The organism is Acetatifactor muris, assembly GCF_024623325.1.
GTDB classification, from domain to species: domain Bacteria; phylum Bacillota; class Clostridia; order Lachnospirales; family Lachnospiraceae; genus Acetatifactor; species Acetatifactor muris.
This window is the reverse complement of record NZ_JANJZD010000004.1, coordinates 196090-214161: the sequence shown is the minus strand read 5'-3', so window position 1 is coordinate 214161 and position 18072 is coordinate 196090. Positions and strand designations below refer to the sequence as shown.

Below are 18072 nucleotides of genomic sequence, written 5' to 3'. Positions count from 1 at the left end.
AAGGATTTTCTGCAGCGCTTCCAAAAGCTGCAAAAGCCCCGCGGAACCCGGTTCTCCGCGAGGCTTTTATTTCTCTGCCTTATACTTACAGGATCAGATTTTTAAAATACCGAATGGTATAATCAACACCTTTGTCGCCCAGCTCACCCGTCCATTTAGCGGAATGAGGCTCAATGCTTAAGCACCTGTCGTATCCCTTTGCATAGAGGATTGCAAGGAACGCTCCCCAGTTGGTCTGATCCAGACCCGCCGGCGGATCGTCAAACCTTTCTCCGCCGATTACAAGAGAGCCCTTCAGATGCACATGAAGGAAACGGTCTCCCCAGTCTCTGGTCTCCTTCAGGTAATCCCCGCCGTCATAGATACAGTGAGAAGGATCATACTTGATATATAAATCCTTCAGATATCCGTGAATCATGGTATATGCCATGGGCGTGCAGACAAAATTGTTCCATCTGCAGTTGTAGACAGCAATCCTGACGCCCTTTTCCGCGCCAAAGGCTATCAGCTTCTCAAAATAGGAAATTGCCAGCCCACAGTTCTCATAATAAGACAGCTCCTCCACATAATTGCAGCCGGTAATGTATACGCCGCAGTTTAAGCTGGCCGCCGCCTCAATCAGTCTGTACTCCAGCTCCAGTTCCTCCTGACAGATGCCGTCCTTCCCGATACGGTTGCTTCCCCATCTTCCCACAGCACCCACGGGCATTTCATAGTCCTGACTCCTCCGGCGGATCACTTCCAGGTTATCCAGAAAATCCTGTGCCCTGCTGTTCACATCAAGCTCGATGAATTCCATTCCCTGTTCTTTCGCACTTTGAAAATCTGCTTCTTCAAACCATGCTATTCTTCCCAGCTTCATTTTTCCGTCCGTCCTTTCTCCTCGGTTCCCGCTTCTTTTACTTTAAATATCATTTACTGTAAGCCGCATGAGAATTTAGAAATAAATCGTTTTCCCGGTTCTGCCGGACTCATAGACAGCTTCCAGAATCTGTGTCACCACCATGGCCTGCCTGGGCTCCACCGTAAGCGGCTCGCCGTTAACCACCGCATTGTAGAATACTCTCTGCTCCACATCGCTGCCTTTCTCTTCCTTTCCGTCATAGAAAGCCACACCGCCTGCCTTCAGGTCCGGTTTCTCCACACACTGCCTGCCGTGGTTGACACGGTTGATTCTCAGCCCATCCGCCATATCGGCTCCCGCTTTGGTGCCGCACAGCGTGGTCTGGGCTTCTCTCACATCCAGGCTGTTCAGAGCCCAGGATGCCTCCAGATGAATGGTCGCTCCGTTCTTCATCTTGATAAATCCAAAGGCGGAATCCTCCACCGTAAATACATTTGGATCCCAGTCTCCCCAGGCATTGCCTGTCTCTGTCTGGTCCGCAAGCTTACGGTACACAGAACCTGTCACCATCTCAGGCTCATAATTGTTCATCATCCACAGAGTCAGGTCCAGCGCATGGGTTCCGATGTCAATCAGCGGACCGCCGCCCTGCTTCTCCTCATCCAGAAATACCCCCCATGTGGGAACGGCTCTCCTGCGGACTGCATGGGCCCTGGCATAGTAGATGTCTCCCAGCTCTCCGGCCTCGCAGGCTTTCTTCAAATATATGGAATCGGTGCGGTAACGATTCTGATAGCCGATGGTCAGAATCTTCCCGGTGCGCTCTGCTGTCTCCACCATGGCTTTGGCTTCCGCATAGGTTTTCGCCATGGGCTTCTCGCACATGACATGTTTGCCCGCTTCCAGCGCCGCAATGCTGACAGGGGCATGAGAACTGTTGGGCGTCAGCACATAAACAGCCTCCACATCCTCCTTCAGAAGTTCTCTATAATCAGTATAAACTCCTGCATCCTCTGTTCCATATTCTTCTTTCGCCTTCTGGGCCCTTTCTTCTATCAGGTCACAGAAAGCCACAATCTCGAAATTTCCATTTTTCTTCATGGCAGGCAGATGCTTTCCGTTTGCAATTCCGCCGCAGCCGACGACCCCTACTCTCAGTTTCCTCATTTATGTCAGTCCTCCTTTAAAATATCTGCAACTTATTCGAAGGAAATCACTTCTCCGGTTTTCGCGGACTTTGAGATTGCCTCCATCAGCCGCATCACTCTTGCCACCTCATCCAGACGGATTCTGCTTTCTTCCCGGCCTTCCAGCACTGCCATCACATTGTAGTAGAATTCTCTTACATCGCTTTCTACCACAGGAAGCTCTTCTGTAAAAATGCTGTCTTCCCTTCTGGGAGCCATGGTCTTGGTCAGGCCGGCTGCGGTGATAACAGGTGTCACATCCTTCTCATCCACGCCGGAAGCCCGCACTATTTTACCATTCATTTCCCAGTCCTCGATGACAGCCGTTCCGTCGGTTCCCAGCACATACCATCTGGGAAGAGAGATAAAATTACTTGTCCCAACTTCTACCAGCGCATTGACCCCATTTTCGAAGACAATCTCTGCCCGGAAACCGTCATCCACCAGCTGATTGGTCACATTGGTCTCCGCGCCGTAGACACTGCGGATGGGAACACCCGGGAACAGCAGCAACAGCTGATCCAGAAGATGTACCCCCCAGTCCAGAATCATTCCGCCGCCATGCTCCTTTTCCTGCCGCCAGTCCCCGGGAATGCCCCTGGAGCCCTGTACTCTGGATTCCAGCCGGAAAAGTTCTCCCAGCTTTCCCTCCTCCAGAATCTTCTTCACTGTCAGATAATCCTCATCCCAGCGTCTGTTCTGATGAACCGTCAGAAAACGTCCTGTCTCCGCCGCCGTATCCCGCATTTCCTGCAAATCCCCGGAGCTCAGAGTAATGGGCTTCTCGCAGATTACATTCTTTCCCGCTTTCATGGCAGCAATGGCTGCCGGTTTATGTACATCATTCGGCGTGGCAATCAGCACCAGATCCGTTTCCGGATCAGCCAGCAGATCTTCCAGTCCGGCATATACATGGATTCCCTTCCCGGCCGCATAAGTCCGCCGTTCTTCCTTAATATCCCAAATTCCTGCAATGTCCAGGTTCTCGATTTTCTGAGCCTGGCTGTAATGCCATCCGGCCATTCCGCCGAATCCAATGATTGACATTTTATGTTTCATAACTCGACCTCTATTTTCGTGAATACTTCAGTTCCACATGTACTCTTCCCGCTGCCGACTCCGACACCTCAGGCCCAGTACATAGCCCCTCTGTCCTCATGAATCAACACATTCTGAAGGAAGCGGATTGCCTTTTCCAGACCTTCCTTTCCGGACATCAGACCATCTTCATGCTCTATGCTGATGGCATAATCATATCCCACCATACGAAGCTGCGAGATAATATTTTTCCAGTAGTCCTCGCCATGTCCATATCCCACTGTGCGGAATATCCAGGAGCGTTCCAGCTCTTCTCCGTAATGTGTGGTATCCAGCACACCGTTCATCGCCGTGTTCACCGCATCGATTCCGGTATCTTTTGCGTGGAAATGGAAGATGGCGCCTTCCTTCCCCAGCTCTCTGATAGAGACACCGGGATCCATTCCCTGCCAGATCAGGTGGCTGGGATCAAAATTAGCTCCGATCTGCGGTCCCACCTCCCTGCGAAGTCTCAGAAGGGTCTTCGTATTGTACACACAGAAGCCCGGGTGCAGTTCCAGTGCAATCTTCGACACCCCGTGAGCCTCCGCAAAAGCTGCCTTCTCCTTCCAATATGGAACCAATACCTCATTCCACTGATACTCCAGAATCTCGCTGAAGTCATCCGGCCATGGACAGGTCACCCAGTTGGGAGTCACATCCTCCCTGCTGCCGCCCGGACAGCCGGAAAATGTATTCACCACCGGTACCTTAAGCTTCTCCGCCAGAAGAATGGCATTGGTGAAATCCTCCTCAAAATGCTGTGCCACTTTGGGGTTGGGATGCACCATATTTCCGTGACTGCTCAGAGCACTGATTTCCAGATGGTACTTATCCAGCGTCTCCAGAAAAGCCGCTCTTTTCCTCTCATCTGCCAGAAGCTCCGCCCCGTCGCAATGGGCCTTCCCCGGAAATCCTCCGCACCCGATTTCCACCATCTGGACACCTCTCTCCGCCAGGAATCTGCAGGCCTCCTCAAAGGGCAGATCGCCCAGCGCTACCGTGAATGTTCCCAGTTTCATTATATGTACCTCCTTATTTAAGTTCCGCAATGTTCCTCCTGTACACTTCGGAACGTTGCTGATTTCAGTTCCGTAACGTTCATGATTCCTTTACTTCATGATAAAAAAAAACAGCAAAATAAGATAGATTCTTTTTGCTGTTTATCCATACGATTCTGCTATTTATTTTTCTTTAGGATCTCAGAGGGCGCACAATTATAGTACTTGCGGAACTGTCTCGCAAAATGGTTATAATCCGTAAATCCCACGCTGTTTGCAATTTCCGCCACAGTTCCCTCTCCCCTTTTCAGCAGGTTCATGGCCTTTTTAATTCTTACTTCATTTATATACTGCAGCGGCGGCATCTCCATGCTTTCCTTAAACAGATGCAGAAATCTGCCCTCGCTGAGATAGACAAGCTCTGCCAGTTCTCTGTTGCAGATTTGTCTGGGATAATTTGTCTTGATATAATCCAGCACTGTGTTCAGCCGTTCCAGCTGCTTCTTCCGCTTATCGCTCTCGCGCTCTGTCAGAGTTCTGACCGCATATCTGCGCGCCAGATGGACAATCAGCTTCAGCAGCTCCCCTCTGCAGCTGAGATGGTAGCCAATCTCCTTTCTGCGAAACTCTTCATTAATCACAGACATAATCTGCTCTATGACTTCATCCTTTTCTATCAGCGATTCAAAAAGGATATCTCTGTCTGCCAGTTCCCTGGAAAAATCTTCCATCCTGAAAATGATCACCAGCACTTCCATGTAGCTTCCGTCACAGTAACCCGCATGCAGCTCATTGCTGTTGACAATTACCAGACTTCCCTTTCCGGCCGGTATTTCTTTCTGATTCAGGTGCAGCAAAGTCTTCCCCTCCAGCACATAATGAAGCTCCACATGCTCATGCCAGTGAGGCGCAAAATACCATTTCTTTTTATCTCCCCTGTTAACGAACACCTGCACCGGAAATTCCGGGTCCGCCAGAACTTTCTGTTCGTATAAGTCAAGTGATTGCATTGTTGTCATCTCCTCCGGACCATGTCCGAATCTGCCGCTTCTGTTCTCATGATAGTTCATCTGTGTGTATGCGTCAAGGGCTTTCCTGATTATGGAAGCTTCCATCTGCCGCACATTTTGTTAATTTTCCGCCGAACCGGCAATACTGATTGCGGAGGTGATTTTTATGGGAAACAGACAAAAGGACACGGAATTGACCGCCGCACTGGCGAAAAACACGCTGGATGAGATTCCCCGGGCAAAAGCCAATGCCAGCAAAATCGTCGGCCTGGTAAAGCACAGCGGCAGAATTGACGGCTATCAGCTTTCCAATGGTTCTACCGTCAGTAAAGAAGAAGGTGTCCGGATGGCAAAAAATGGAGAAATCAAAGGTGTGGGAGTCGCCCACCGGGGAGAGACCGAATACCTGAAATCCATTCCTGATGATTCCGAAAACAATAATCTCGGCAGTCTTCCTTCTGTTTCAGGATAATACACTGCCCATCTCATTTCAGAATCTGTCCGGGTCAGCTCAGAATTTGTGCTCACGAGTATGGTTCTGGCCGGCCCGGACATTTCACAGTACGCATTCCAACTGACAGTCGTATGGCTCCCTTTCCACATGCTCCTTCTGGTAAACTTGTGCTTCCACACAGCCCATCGCCTTGTAAAAAGCCTGGCTTTCCACAGCGGAATGTGCAGAAATGTACAATTTCCTGGCTCCGTTTTCCTTTGCCCACGCCCCGGCAGCCTGAAACAATACTTTTCCGATTCCTCTGCCGCGCATGTCTTCCGACACATGAATGCTGGAAAGATCAAGGTATCCCTGCTCCCTGCAAAACACTCCGGCTTCCACCGACACAAATCCTTTCAGACTGCCCTTAAAAAAAGCCCCGTATACAAAGCCGCCTCTGTCTATAGTCCTCTTCAGAAGAGACACCAGTTCCATGTATTCCTCCTCCGTCCAGTCGTCAATGAAGGGATCGTCTCTGATGACCCATTCGTCATTTTCTCTTCTCCAGCATTTAGTTACATTCTGGCGGCGTATAAAGTCATCGAACAGTTCCCGACAAAGTTCGTCCGCTTTTATCTCTCGATATTGAATCATTCTTCTCTCCTCCTGCAGTCTGAGGCCTGTCTGAACAGCCCTTTCGGAACAACTGACTGGAAGTATAGCAATCTGTTCCTTCTTTGTCAATACAGCCGTGTGTCTGAACGATTCCATTATTTATGCATAAAATGGTGCATATTTCCACAATTTATTCATTTTATGATTTTTTTCCTGTTTTTCTCTGCAAATCCATTGACATTTTATGCACAAAGTGCTAGTATCTCACCATTGGTTACGTAACAACACTATTACATCCGGGGAGGATATTATAATGAAGAAACTTATCATGTCACTGTTGACTTCCGCTTTGGTACTGTCCATGGCAGCCTGCGGCAAAGCACCTGCGTCCGGCAATGCCGAACAGAACGGCGATTTCACCACCGCCGTAGCAGGCAAGCTTACCATGGCAACCAATGCGGCGTTCCCGCCTTATGAGTATGTGGAAGGCGGGCAGATTACCGGGATTGATGCGGAAATCGCTGCTGCCATTGCAGAGAAACTGGGTCTGGAACTGCAGATCGACGATATGGAATTCGATTCCATCACAGAGACCGTCAAGGGAGGTAAGGCCGATATCGGTCTTGCAGGCATGACCGTTACCCCTGACCGTCAGGAAGAAGTGGATTTCACTGTCAGCTATGCCACAGGCATACAGGTAGTCATCGTCACCGAAGACAGCACCATCACCAGTGTGGATGATCTGTTTGCAGATAACGCCAGTCATGTCATCGGAGTACAGCGCAATACGACAGGAGATATTTTTGCCACCGACGATATAGAAAGTGAGGGGAAAGGTACCGTTGACCGTTACAGCAAAGGAGCTGACGCCGTACAGGCCCTGAAGACCGGCAAAGTTGACTGTGTTATCATTGACAATGAGCCCGCCAAAGCTTTTGTGGCCGAAGTGGAAGGTCTGAAAATTCTGGATACGGAATATGCCGTTGAAGATTACGCCGCCGCTATGAGCAAGGAAAATCCCGCTCTGTATGAAGCAGTAAACACTGCTCTGCAGGAGCTCATCGATGACGGCACCATACAGGGCATCATCGACAAGTACATCAACGCAAATTAAATTGCGGAATTAAAATCAGGAGAATGATACAATGCGACCTTCTGCTTCTCAATCCTGGCCTCTGGTAGCGCCGGACTGGCTTCAAAACGGTCCCGACTGGCTGAATGATCTGGGATATGACATTTACAAAAGCTTTCTGTTTGACGACCGATATCAAATGTACATAAAAGGTCTGGGCAACACATTGCTGCTGACCTTTCTGGCCCTTCTCATAGGCGTGGCCCTGGGTGTGGCAATCTCCCTGATCCGTGTCTCATGGGATAAAAACCACACGGAAATGCGTGGGCCCGGCAAAGCGTTTCTGGGCTTTTTCAATGCCGTATCCAAAGTGTATCTCACGGTAATCCGCGGTACGCCCATGGTGGTACAGCTGATGATCATGTATTTCGTCATTTTCGCCACCAGCCGAAACAAGGTCATGGTAGCCGCTCTGTCCTTCGGTATCAACTCCGGAGCCTATGTGGCAGAAATCATCCGGGGCGGTATCATGTCCATCGATCAGGGACAGATGGAAGCAGGACGCAGTCTGGGCTTCGGCTATGTATCAACCATGCGCTATATCATTCTGCCCCAGGCCTTCAAAGCCGTACTGCCCACCCTGGCCAACGAATTCATCGTTCTGCTCAAGGAAACCGCAGTGGCAGGATATGTGGGTCTCACCGACATCACATATGCGGGCAATATCATCGGCGGCACAAGTTACGATTATCTGTTCCCGCTGCTGATGTCCGCACTGATTTATCTGATACTGGTTATGTTCTTCACCTTCCTGGTGGGCAGACTGGAAAGGAGGCTGAGAAACAGTGAACGCTGACTATATCATTCAGGCCAACAACCTGCAGAAGCATTTTGACGGCGGAGAGATCAAAGCCCTGGACGGCGTAACTGCTTCTATCCGTAAAGGTGAGGTGGTGGTGGTCATCGGGCCCTCCGGCTCAGGAAAATCCACTTTTCTGCGCTGTCTGAATCTGCTGGAGCTTCCCACAGGCGGTCAGGTGCTGTTCGAGGGAGTGGATATCACTGCAAAAAGTGCCGATATTAATCTCCACAGACAGAAAATGGGAATGGTGTTCCAACATTTTAACCTGTTCCCTCACATGACCATTTTGAAAAACATGACGCTGGCTCCTGTAAAACTGTTAAAAAAATCCCAGGCAGACGCGGAATCCCAGGCCCTTAAGCTGTTGGAGCGGGTAGGACTGGCCGACCGGGCAGGCGCCTATCCCAGCCAGTTATCCGGCGGTCAGAAGCAGAGAATCGCCATTGTCCGGGCGCTCTGCATGGACCCGGAAGTAATGCTTTTTGACGAGCCCACTTCCGCCCTGGACCCGGAGATGGTAGGCGAAGTGCTGGAAGTCATGAAAGAACTGGCAAAAGAAGGTATGACCATGGTGGTGGTCACCCACGAGATGGGCTTTGCCAGAGAAGTAGCCGACCGGGTCATTTTCATGGCAGACGGGAAGATCGTGGAGGAAGGCTCACCGGAGAAAATTTTCACCGCACCGGAACAGGGGCGGACGAAGGAATTTCTGGCGAAGGTGCTGTGAACAGCCTCCCGGTACTTTGATGATCTGTCTGAGCTTTAAAAAAGTCATCCCTGTAAGGGGATACGGAACTTTTTGACCTCCGTATCCTCTCACAGGGATGTTTCTCTTTTATCCTGACAGCTCTGCTCATCTTTCTAAAGTATACCTGAACACTGTGAATCCACTTTCTTCACCCTATCAATACCTTCTTCCCTTCAAATGCAAAGCCATAACAGCGGATATGCTCCGCAGGGATCCCCCGCTCCAGAAGCCGGGCCGCGTACTGCTTTTCCCGGATCTGCTGCAGAGCGGCCTGCACCGTGTCCTCCAGACTGCCTTCCCTCCTCTGATTCCGCACCTTGAACTCTATAATAATTGCATCCCTACTGCAATTATTTATGGAGGCATCCCTCTCGGAGTCCCTCGGCTCCAATATCACATCATACCGGCCGAAGCCGCTTTCCCTGTTGGAAGTAATGAGATATTTGCCCTGTAAATCCACCAGAAGTCCCAGTACAAAGCCGTGATAGAAGCGTTCCGGTTCCGCCCCGGAAGGACTGTTTCCGGTATCAAAATAACTGAACGTCCTGAGTGCCACACGATTCATATATTCATTCATGGCATCCAGATCATCCTGCAGCAGCGCCTTGATAAAATCATTGTAGTCCGGCTCCGCCTCTCTGAACCATTCCCGGATCATGCTCTGGAACATCCGCCTTACCTCCAGATTGGTCAGGGTCAGCTCATACACAGGCTGTGCGTCCTCCGGAATCTCAGAATAGTCCTCATAGGAAAGTACTTTCAAATATCCGCTGGCCAGCAGCAGGCTCCAGACCGCCTCCTCATTCCCTTTTAACTGGTTATACACAATCTGCTCGTCTATGGGGGACTGGATGGTTCCTCCCTGAATCAGGATCTCGAATTTCTCCTTCACCGCCCGGCTTCCCTCCCGGATCAGCTTCCCCGCCAGGCCGTTGGAGCTGGTATTGGCCCAGTGAGTACCCAATTTCCCTGTATCCAGAAAATTTATGATGGACCAGGGATTATAGATATCTCTGTGCTCTCCAAAGATAAAGCCGTCATACCAGCACTTCACATCTGCCTTCTTCTCAGAAAGTCCGCATTCCTCCAGCGCCGCAAATACCTCCTCCTCCGTAAATCCAAAGGATGTGGCATATTCATCCGAAGTAGTGGTCACTACCTTCAGGTTATTCAAATCAGAGAAGATGGATTCTTTGCTGATTCTGGTGATGCCCGTCATAACCGCCCGTTCCAGCCAGGGATTGGTCTTGAAAGTGGAATTGAACAGACTTCTCATAAAAGCCACTGCTTCCTCCCTGTATCCGCCCACAAACGCTTCCTGCATGGGCGTGTCGTATTCATCCAGAAGAATGATCACTTTTTTGCCGTAATAACGGTACAGGTAATCGGACAGCTGATACAGTGCGGAGGTGGCGTCGGTATTGCTGATCTCCGGTTCCAGAATTCTGTCATAATAAGCTCTGTCCGCATCTGTCAGCGCCTGACTTTCCTTTAAAAAAGTATGTTTGATATAAAGATTTCTCAGAATCTCACAGATTTTCTCTCTGGTATCCGGATAGTTCATTTCCTTAACTCTGGCAAAGGACAGGCTGATTACCGGATATGTCCCCTGAAGCTGTCTGTATTTCTCATCTTTCCACACGGAAAGCCCCTGGAACAGGTCTCCCCGTCCGCCATAATCCACAGAGAAAAACTGCTCCAGCATGCTCATGTTCAACGTCTTCCCAAAGCGGCGGGGGCGGGTAATGAGGGTTACATCATCCTTTCTCTCCCACCACTCACGGATAAAGTCCGTCTTGTCCACATAAAAGCAGTTATTTATAATCATCTTTGCGAAATCCTGGATTCCGATTCCTACTGTTCTCGCCATATCTGCCTCCCAAAACCGACGTCACCTTCTGCCCTTGCCTCTGCTGCTTCCTCTGCTGTCAGTATAACTGATTCACGGTAAAATTACAATTCACATTTCCGCAAAAAGTATTGTTCAGACAAGTCACAGGGCTGTCGCACCGGAGTGTACATAAAAAGCTGCCACACCGGAAATGAAAACAATCCCCGGTATAGCAGCTTTTTCATAATTCTATGCTGAAATCCTCCAGCCAAATCTCCATATTGTTACGCGGTAACAGTTCAGTGCCCTGTCTGAACTGTTATGTTACACGCGACCGTCAGTTCCCCTTAGAACAGCGGCTTGCAGGCAGGATAAATCTCCTTAAACTGCCCATAGCGCTCTTCGTATTTCGCCACCAGATCTGCATCCGGCTCCACGGTCTCCACCACCTTCACTACCTTTGCGGCGATTTCCTCCACGCTGTCGTACTCTCCGCAGGCCACAGCCGCCAGCATGGCGCCGCCCATGGCAGGACCTTCCTCGCTCTCTATCACATCCACCTTCAGATTCAGCACATTGGCGATGATCTTCTTCCACAGGGGACTCTTCGCGCCGCCGCCGCAGATTTTCGTCCGGGTCAGCTCAATGCCCAGAGATTTTGCCACCTCCAGGGAATCCCTCAATGCAAATGCCACACCTTCCAGCACCGCCTGAGTCATGTCCGCTCTGGTGGTATCCATGCTCATTCCCAGAAACACCGCCCTGGCATTGGGATTGTTGTGAGGAGAACGCTCTCCCATCAGATAGGGAAGGAAATACACATGATTCTCACCCAGCTTCTCAATGGACTGCTGTTCCCCCACGTAATCCTTCGTACCGATGATATCGTCCATCCACCATTTGTTGCAGCTTGCAGCACTGAGCATACAGCCCATCAGGTGGTAGCTTCCATCCGCGTGGGCAAAGGAATGCAGGGCATTGTATTTATCCACCCCAAAATTTTTGGAGGAGATGAAGATGGTTCCGCTGGTTCCAAGGGAAATGTTGCACATATTGTCGCCCACGGTTCCTGTTCCTACCGCCGCCGCCGCATTGTCTCCCGCTCCCGCGGCCACCTTTACGGACGCACTGACACCCAGTTCCTCCGCCACCTGCGGAAGTACCGTTCCCACAGTCTCATAGCTCTCATAGCATTTCGCCAGCTGATCTACACTGATGCCGCAGATATCGCACATCTCCCGGGACCACTTACGGTTCTTCACATCAAACAAAAGCATACCCGACGCATCGGACACATCCGTACAGTGTACGCCTGTCAGCTTATATGCAATGTAATCTTTCGGCAGCATAATCTTTGCGATTCTGGCGAAATTCTCCGGCTCTTTATTTTTCACCCAGAGAATCTTCGGTACGGTAAATCCGGCGAAAGCAATATTGGCCGTATACTCGGACAGCTTCTCCTTACCGATTACCGTGTTCAGATATTCCGTCTCCTCTGTGGTTCTGCCGTCGTTCCAGAGAATGGCAGGACGGATAACCTGGTCATTTTCATCCAGAATCACCAGCCCGTGCATCTGTCCGCCGAAGCTGATACCGGCCACCTGGCTCTTATCCACATCACGTATCAGCTCCTTAATCCCGATTACAGTCTGCTTATACCAGTCCTCGGGCTTCTGCTCCGACCAGCCCGGATGGGGGAAATAAAGCGGATATTCTTTTGATACAATATTGACAATCTTACCGTCACTGTCCATCAGCAGCAGCTTCACGGCAGATGTCCCCAAATCTACACCTATGTAAAACATGTTTGGTTCCCTCCATTTAAGTTCCGCAGCTGCTCCTCGATGCACTCCCCTGAGATTCAGTCACGGACGCAAGACCATGCGGCCGTAACTGAATCTGTGCATCTTCGGTTCAGCTGCTGTTTTAAGTTCCGCAGCTGCTCCTCGATGCACTTCCCCTGAGGTTCAGCTGCTGTTTTAAGTTCCGCAGTCAGTTTTCTTCTGTCAGGCAGAGGTTCTTTCCCTTCAGGCCAAGGAAGCTTCCGGCGTCCAGTCCGCCCTCCGCATGGCCGATCAGCCATTTATTTACAGCTGTGAGCATGGCATCCTCGTTGGAGACACCTGCGCCGCACTGTGCGTCCTCCACTTTGGTATGACTGCCCTTCAGCGGATAATTCGTCCCTCTGGGCAGCACCACCGCCACCTGGAAGCCTTCTTCCGTCACATGGCAGGGCGCATAATGCAGGGTTGTGGCATACACTTCCACTGCGGTACCTGCCGGTACCAGAAATGCCTCCACTCTGGACGTGTCATATGTATGATCCTCTTCCACGTCTGTCTGCAGTCCCAGCATCAGAACCGCATCCTTTGCCGCCACATTGATTTCGGAATCACGATGATACTCCAGCGCATTCAGCATGGTGTTATGTCCGTTGCAGTAGCCAATCTGAATAGGCATTTCCCCATATACCACTCTGGAAAGCTCTTCCATCACAGGCTGCGCTTCCAGCGCTTCCACTGAAGGCTCATAGACCACCCCTTCCGGAACCGGTGTCTTCTTCAGCTCTTCCACCAGACCGGAAAAATCCACATTCTCCACTACCCTGCCGTACCTTTTAAACGCAGGATCTGTCACCTTTAAAATCTTCATTCTCTCTTCCTCCTGTTTTCGCTTCTGTTATCTGAATTCCATTATAAAGTCTTTCCCTGCGTTTGAAAAGGGGTAACACAATTTTTCCATGCCTGGGCAATCAGCCAATGTCCTGCGGCAGTGGGATGGACGCCGTCCACTGTCCAGTGCCTGGCCGGGAACTTCTTCTCCGCCTCGTCAAACGCCTGCTGCAGGTCAACATATTCCAGGCCGAATTCCTCCGCCAGCCTGCGTGCAGTCTCTCTGCGGGTCTTCACTTCCCCATAAAAGGTATCCCACAACTGATCTGTGGCCGTGCCATGAGTCAAATATGCACTCATCAGAATAATCCGGGTCTCAGGAAGTGCCGTTTTCGTCTCCCGAAGCAATATCCGATATACCTCCTCAAAAAGTGCAGGGGCCACACCGCAGTGGTTTTCTCCCAGCTCATGCCATACATCATTCACGCCAATCAGAATTGTCAGCACATCCGGCTTCAGATTCAGACAATCCTTCTTCCATCTGGCCAGGAGGCTTGTCACCCTGTTCCCGCTGACCCCGCCGTTCTGCACCTTACAGTCTCCGTCCATAGCCATGAGCTCCGCCTCCAGCAGCCGTACATAGCCTCGTCCTGTGGCATAAGGGTCTTCATAATTTCCCCTTCCGCAGTCCGTGATAGAGTCTCCCTGAAATAAATACTTCATGTTACACCAGCCTTTCCGGATTCTTTCATCCAGTTTTTATTTTTTCCTTCCATTTCTCCGTCTCTTTCCCGGGAAATCTCAGGCAGAACCTCTACTTTCCTCCGCGGTTCCTTTCCCCGCAGAGCTTCTGTCTTCTCTTATATCAGCAGTCTTCTCATACCGCTCACACCAGCAGCCGCTTCAGGCCCACCGCCTTCTTCACCAGCTCCAGCACCACCGAATACAGCAGACTCACCCCGAGCAGCAGCACAAAGGTAACTCCTGCATACCGAAAATAATAGATATATTCACGCCACAGCGTCATATAAAAGAACGTATGCACCAGGTAAATGTTCATGGCATGCTTTCCGATGAAAGCCAGCACACTCCCCAGTATGGGGACACTTCCCACAAGCGCCCCTCCAAAGTAAATCAATAACAGTGCAATGGGCGCATCAGCCAGATGAACATACGTTTCATACACCACGTAATTCTGCCGGATTAACACACACAGCACAACCCCCAGAAGTCCAATCAGCCACTGCAGCGCAGGATGAACTCTCAGATTCAGCAGCCTGTCCGGCCATTTCCCGTAAGCGGCACAGACTCCGAAAACCGCCACAAAAAGATATCGTTTTACATCCGGCGGAATCTCTACAAGATATGGGAAAAAGACGGCAATCAGCAAAACAGGATACCCGATTTTCTTAATAAGCCATGTGAGAAAAGGCACCAGGAAAATCAGAAGGTAGGCAATCTCCATATACCACCAGGTCTCGTTTAAAGTAGGTGTGTCAAAAAACATGGATAATCCTGCGGCATCCGTCAGCAGGTACAGAATTCCCTGTTTCCCCGGGCCGTACAGAGACTGATAGTCGAACAGATACCACCACAGCAGACTGACACTCAGGTAAAGTACGGCAAAATTCACCATCAGGCGGACAAACCGCTTTGCTGCCTGTCTGTAAGTATCAGCCGGCGACAGCTCTCCCTGCGCAAGCAGACCGGAAGCAATACCGAATGCCGTGAGAAAGACGAAAATCGCCACACAGACATTTCCGAACCCGGTAAAAGTCAGAAACCCTTCCAGAGAAAAAGGCGCATAATTTACCTCTGTCAGCGCAATCAGTTCCTCATTTTCAAACAGATGATATATCAACAGCAAAAGAATAGCCAGCCCTTTTGCCTTGTTGGTGTGATTCAGCGTAAATGTCCTGCCCATTGCGCACCTGCCTTTCCTTTCCGTCCTAAGCCCTGCTGCCTTCATCACTTTCCGCCGGGGACAAATTCCCGATTTCCTTCCCCGACCGTCTCACAGCCAGTCCCTCCGAATGAACATTCTGCTGCAGTCCGGTCAACGTAAATCCATACAAAAAGGGCAGGGTAAACAGAATCGGAAATGCATATCTGGGATGACTGAAAAATCCGGGAGATGCCATACAGACCAGCAGACTGACCCAGAGCGGCGCACCGGCACAGATGGCAGCACTCCGCTTCTGTCGCCTCTGAAATCCGGTCAGTATCAGCAAAGCCCACACAGCCGCACCCACATTTTCCAGAACCCCCAGCAATGTAAACTGTCCCGCAAACCGATAATAGAAAATCAGCAGCTTTTCCGCATTGGGAAACAGACCTCCCTGGCTGACAGCCTCATATCCTTCCGTTTCATAGCGAATCGTATTGCTGACGGACGGCGTAAACCAGCCATAGACATGAATATAAAACGTCTCTATATAACACAGCGGCCGTTTTAAAAATCCCTGAAACCATGCCTTCAGGTATGTCGCCAGCTCCGCTCCGGATGCATCCTTTCGAAATCTCGCTTTCACCGGATCTGAACTGGCCGGATTATAAGCAGCAGCCACTTCCTCCGTATCTCCCAATATTCCCTGGATGGCCTCCTTTTCCTCCTGACTGATCTCATCTCCGTATAGCTGCAGATAACGGGCCGTCTGCTGAAAAGGAACCGAGAGCATCTCCCCCATACTGCCGGACTGCGCGCCGCAGAGACCGGCAATCACCAGAAGAAGCAGTTTCGCTGTCAGAATACTTCCCGCAAAAGAAATTGCCAGAAATCGAATTCTTCCCCTCCACCCGTATTTCCGATAAAGGAAGAAAAATCCTGCCAGGCCGCTGAACAATATCACATACAGCCCATTATTCCGAAACAAAATCACCCCAATCTGAAGTCCCAAAAACACAAGTACAAATCTGCCATTCAGCCGTTCCGGTCTCTCCAAAGCCAGAGCAAGGCAAATCACATACCCTGTCACAAAGGCGGCATAAGGCACATCCTTAATGGCTGTAGAAGCCATATTGGAATAGACCGGCGTAATACAGTAAAGCAACAGAAGACACCTCAGCAGGCCGATGCCGGCTCCCCGCTCTGAAAGAACCGCAATGGTTGCCGCCAGTGCTCCTGCCAGCAGCATGTCCTGTAAAATCATATAGAGAAACAAACCGATTTCGGGCGAATGGAACAATGCCTGTCCGCCATTCACCAGACCACCCATAATCAACGTGTGCACCAGCGGATGATGCGTACTGTATCCGGCACCGCCCAGAACCTGCTCAATCTGACCGATGGCATCCCAGCACAGATTCCCGGGAAAGCTGACCAGCAAAAAGGGAAGATACGCTCCAAAAATAATCAGAAAGGCTTTCCGAAAAGCATATCGGCTGAAAAAATGCTCCTTTCCGGCAGTGAAATCATGAATTTCCAGAAAGAACCAGAACCAGGTGATCAATGTATGAAACAGTATGGAAAATCCTGCCAGCGCCAGAACAAATTTGATAAAATTAACCACACTTCCAAAGCACCATTCAGAAGTGCCCACCACATCATAGCTCTGTCCCGCAAGAAGACAAAACGCCAGAAAAACAGCCAATACCCGGGAAGATTTCCCTTGAAGAACTCTCCCGGCCATCCGCTTCCGATTTTCCATATAATAAAGAGCGTATGTGATAATCAACACCAGTAAAAACCTGATATCATAGTTACCCAAAAGCTCATAGACAGATGCAATGGCATAATCAATACCGGTCTCATACCAGGAAGGGTCCAAAGGGGCATGAAAAACCACGCATAGCGCATATGCGGTCAGAAAGCTTTTAAGAAACAACGGGATAAAAGCCGCTCTTGAAGATGAAGGTAAGTCCTTTGCGGATTTCATGAAAATCCCCCTTTTATTACTTCATTATACATTCCTTTTTCTTATTCTATATCGTCTCACATGAGAGTCTTTTCTGCTATATTCCGGTCCTTTTCCACCTTTTTTCATCTCTCAAATCTGCAAAATACACAGTTTCCATGTCGTTTCAACTGCTTTTAGAACCAGAGCAGAACCAGAGGGCATCAAATGATAAGGAAAGCCGTTTCTTTTAGATTATTATACATCAAACCAGCAATCTCCTCAATCTATTTTTCTACTGTCAATATCTAAAACACGGCGATACTGTTCTAATTCCAGCTCTGCTTTCCAATTTTTCCGTTTTGCAGGAGGTTCCCGGTCAAACAGATATGCTGCTCTCTATTCAGTAGTGCCGGAATGACAAGTACAGATTATAAGAATGTCATATACTTATGTGCCGGGGCTATGATTTATTTGACAAGTTGAAAACTTTAGTTGTTGCAAATGAGAGCAGAGAAGAGCATAATGGAATATATATGCGGAAAGGAGCATCTATGTGTTTGAGCAGGATTATATTATAAGGCTGATAAGAGAAATGATACGTACCATATTGAAGCTGCTATTCCATATTGATACCGACAATCCTGTCAAAGATTTATTAGAGGAAAAGGAAAGCCGGGATACATTGGAAAAGTTATTGGATATGGGATGATTTCTTACAGAAGAATGACTTTTGCCGGGATGAGATAAAATCAGGCATAAAGGAATTGATATCCCGATACGGATTAACGGGAATGGCAGAGATTTTTCTGTCAGAAATATAAGCACTGTCATTCATAACAAAATAGCGTCAGAGCGTATAGAACAGGTCTATACGCTCTGTTATTGTAAATGAGCAGATTTGATTTATGAGTAAAGATAACAATACATAGCTGAAGCTCAGCCGT

The 18072-nt window shown here is 49.6% G+C and carries 17 protein-coding genes; 5 read left to right on the top strand and 12 right to left on the bottom strand.

Annotated features, from left to right (window positions below; translation table 11 throughout):
- Window positions 1-85: 85 nt before the first annotated feature.
- The 5 genes from NSB25_RS05505 to NSB25_RS05485 all read right to left on the bottom strand — a co-directional run bounded on the left by NSB25_RS05505 (window position 86) and on the right by NSB25_RS05485 (window position 5224).
- Complete coding sequence (locus tag NSB25_RS05505; RefSeq protein WP_257479232.1) at window positions 86-862, bottom strand: sugar phosphate isomerase/epimerase family protein; 777 nt, start codon at window positions 860-862, stop codon at window positions 86-88.
- Window positions 863-937: 75 nt separating this feature from the next.
- A complete protein-coding gene (locus NSB25_RS05500; protein ID WP_103238420.1) occupies window positions 938-2011 on the bottom strand; it encodes a Gfo/Idh/MocA family protein in 1074 nt (357 codons plus the stop codon).
- Window positions 2012-2043: 32 nt separating this feature from the next.
- The gene (locus NSB25_RS05495) at window positions 2044-3090 is read right to left on the bottom strand and encodes a Gfo/Idh/MocA family protein (protein ID WP_103238419.1); all 1047 of its coding nucleotides are present in this window, start codon (window positions 3088-3090) and stop codon (window positions 2044-2046) included.
- Between the two features lie 68 nt (window positions 3091-3158).
- Complete coding sequence (locus NSB25_RS05490; RefSeq protein ID WP_103238418.1) at window positions 3159-4130, bottom strand: sugar phosphate isomerase/epimerase family protein; 972 nt, start codon at window positions 4128-4130, stop codon at window positions 3159-3161.
- Between the two features lie 158 nt (window positions 4131-4288).
- Entirely contained in the window at window positions 4289-5224 is a 936-nt protein-coding gene (locus NSB25_RS05485; RefSeq protein WP_103238417.1) for a helix-turn-helix domain-containing protein, read from the bottom strand.
- A 61-nt stretch (window positions 5225-5285) separates the two neighbouring features.
- Here NSB25_RS05485 and NSB25_RS05480 point away from each other — a divergent pair, with 61 nt between their 5' ends.
- Window positions 5286-5591, top strand: coding sequence for a DUF3892 domain-containing protein (locus tag NSB25_RS05480; RefSeq protein WP_103238416.1), 306 nt, complete (start codon window positions 5286-5288; stop codon window positions 5589-5591).
- A gap of 84 nt (window positions 5592-5675) precedes the next feature.
- Here the strand turns inward: NSB25_RS05480 and NSB25_RS05475 are convergent, their stop codons facing one another.
- The gene (locus NSB25_RS05475; RefSeq protein WP_242982306.1) at window positions 5676-6206 is read right to left on the bottom strand and encodes a GNAT family N-acetyltransferase; all 531 of its coding nucleotides are present in this window, start codon (window positions 6204-6206) and stop codon (window positions 5676-5678) included.
- A gap of 274 nt (window positions 6207-6480) precedes the next feature.
- Here NSB25_RS05475 and NSB25_RS05470 point away from each other — a divergent pair, with 274 nt between their 5' ends.
- The 3 genes from NSB25_RS05470 (at window position 6481) to NSB25_RS05460 (ending at window position 8828) form a co-directional block, all read left to right on the top strand.
- Window positions 6481-7281 (top strand): ABC transporter substrate-binding protein, encoded by an 801-nt coding sequence (locus NSB25_RS05470; RefSeq protein WP_103238414.1) that lies wholly within the window; start codon window positions 6481-6483, stop codon window positions 7279-7281.
- Window positions 7282-7438: 157 nt separating this feature from the next.
- Window positions 7439-8095, top strand: coding sequence for an amino acid ABC transporter permease (locus NSB25_RS05465; RefSeq protein ID WP_242982312.1), 657 nt, complete (start codon window positions 7439-7441; stop codon window positions 8093-8095).
- Window positions 8085-8828: an amino acid ABC transporter ATP-binding protein gene (locus tag NSB25_RS05460; protein WP_103238412.1), complete on the top strand. Its 744-nt coding sequence runs from the start codon at window positions 8085-8087 to the stop codon at window positions 8826-8828. Before NSB25_RS05465 ends, NSB25_RS05460 begins: the two co-directional genes overlap by 11 nt.
- Before the next feature lie 169 nt (window positions 8829-8997).
- Here the strand turns inward: NSB25_RS05460 and NSB25_RS05455 are convergent, their stop codons facing one another.
- From NSB25_RS05455 to NSB25_RS05430, 6 genes are all read right to left on the bottom strand, one after another.
- Window positions 8998-10719 carry an AAA family ATPase gene (locus tag NSB25_RS05455; protein ID WP_103238411.1) on the bottom strand — a complete coding sequence of 574 codons (1722 nt, stop codon included), beginning with the start codon at window positions 10717-10719 and terminating at the stop codon, window positions 8998-9000.
- 308 nt (window positions 10720-11027) lie between these two features.
- On the bottom strand, window positions 11028-12485 hold the full coding sequence (gene xylB / locus NSB25_RS05450) for a xylulokinase (protein WP_103238410.1): 1458 nt from the start codon (window positions 12483-12485) through the stop codon (window positions 11028-11030).
- A gap of 187 nt (window positions 12486-12672) precedes the next feature.
- Window positions 12673-13332 carry a DUF4867 family protein gene (locus NSB25_RS05445; protein WP_103238409.1) on the bottom strand — a complete coding sequence of 220 codons (660 nt, stop codon included), beginning with the start codon at window positions 13330-13332 and terminating at the stop codon, window positions 12673-12675.
- A gap of 41 nt (window positions 13333-13373) precedes the next feature.
- Window positions 13374-14015 carry an SGNH/GDSL hydrolase family protein gene (locus tag NSB25_RS05440; protein WP_103238408.1) on the bottom strand — a complete coding sequence of 214 codons (642 nt, stop codon included), beginning with the start codon at window positions 14013-14015 and terminating at the stop codon, window positions 13374-13376.
- Window positions 14016-14178: 163 nt separating this feature from the next.
- On the bottom strand, window positions 14179-15216 hold the full coding sequence (locus NSB25_RS05435) for an acyltransferase family protein (protein ID WP_172454959.1): 1038 nt from the start codon (window positions 15214-15216) through the stop codon (window positions 14179-14181).
- A gap of 25 nt (window positions 15217-15241) precedes the next feature.
- The gene (locus tag NSB25_RS05430) at window positions 15242-17167 is read right to left on the bottom strand and encodes a DUF6020 family protein (RefSeq protein ID WP_103238406.1); all 1926 of its coding nucleotides are present in this window, start codon (window positions 17165-17167) and stop codon (window positions 15242-15244) included.
- A gap of 514 nt (window positions 17168-17681) precedes the next feature.
- Here NSB25_RS05430 and NSB25_RS05425 point away from each other — a divergent pair.
- Window positions 17682-17837 carry a DUF6483 family protein gene (locus NSB25_RS05425; RefSeq protein WP_172454958.1) on the top strand — a complete coding sequence of 52 codons (156 nt, stop codon included), beginning with the start codon at window positions 17682-17684 and terminating at the stop codon, window positions 17835-17837.
- Window positions 17838-18072: the final 235 nt, after the last annotated feature.

Excerpts from the sequence above, each read along its gene's own strand:
- NSB25_RS05445 (WP_103238409.1), bottom strand. The coding sequence starts at position 13,332 with ATGAAGATTTTAAAGGTGACAGATCCTGCGTTTAAAAGGTACGGCAGG.
- xylB (WP_103238410.1), bottom strand. The coding sequence starts at position 12,485 with ATGTTTTACATAGGTGTAGATTTGGGGACATCTGCCGTGAAGCTGCTG.
- NSB25_RS05475 (WP_242982306.1), bottom strand. The coding sequence starts at position 6,206 with ATGATTCAATATCGAGAGATAAAAGCGGACGAACTTTGTCGGGAACTG.
- NSB25_RS05435 (WP_172454959.1), bottom strand. The coding sequence starts at position 15,216 with ATGGGCAGGACATTTACGCTGAATCACACCAACAAGGCAAAAGGGCTG.
- NSB25_RS05430 (WP_103238406.1), bottom strand. The coding sequence starts at position 17,167 with ATGAAATCCGCAAAGGACTTACCTTCATCTTCAAGAGCGGCTTTTATC.
- NSB25_RS05495 (WP_103238419.1), bottom strand. The coding sequence starts at position 3,090 with ATGAAACATAAAATGTCAATCATTGGATTCGGCGGAATGGCCGGATGG.
- NSB25_RS05470 (WP_103238414.1), top strand. The coding sequence starts at position 6,481 with ATGAAGAAACTTATCATGTCACTGTTGACTTCCGCTTTGGTACTGTCC.
- NSB25_RS05485 (WP_103238417.1), bottom strand. The coding sequence starts at position 5,224 with ATGGAAGCTTCCATAATCAGGAAAGCCCTTGACGCATACACACAGATG.
- NSB25_RS05480 (WP_103238416.1), top strand. The coding sequence starts at position 5,286 with ATGGGAAACAGACAAAAGGACACGGAATTGACCGCCGCACTGGCGAAA.
- NSB25_RS05455 (WP_103238411.1), bottom strand. The coding sequence starts at position 10,719 with ATGGCGAGAACAGTAGGAATCGGAATCCAGGATTTCGCAAAGATGATT.
- NSB25_RS05440 (WP_103238408.1), bottom strand. The coding sequence starts at position 14,015 with ATGAAGTATTTATTTCAGGGAGACTCTATCACGGACTGCGGAAGGGGA.
- NSB25_RS05500 (WP_103238420.1), bottom strand. The coding sequence starts at position 2,011 with ATGAGGAAACTGAGAGTAGGGGTCGTCGGCTGCGGCGGAATTGCAAAC.
- NSB25_RS05490 (WP_103238418.1), bottom strand. The coding sequence starts at position 4,130 with ATGAAACTGGGAACATTCACGGTAGCGCTGGGCGATCTGCCCTTTGAG.
- NSB25_RS05505 (WP_257479232.1), bottom strand. The coding sequence starts at position 862 with ATGAAGCTGGGAAGAATAGCATGGTTTGAAGAAGCAGATTTTCAAAGT.
- NSB25_RS05465 (WP_242982312.1), top strand. The coding sequence starts at position 7,439 with ATGTACATAAAAGGTCTGGGCAACACATTGCTGCTGACCTTTCTGGCC.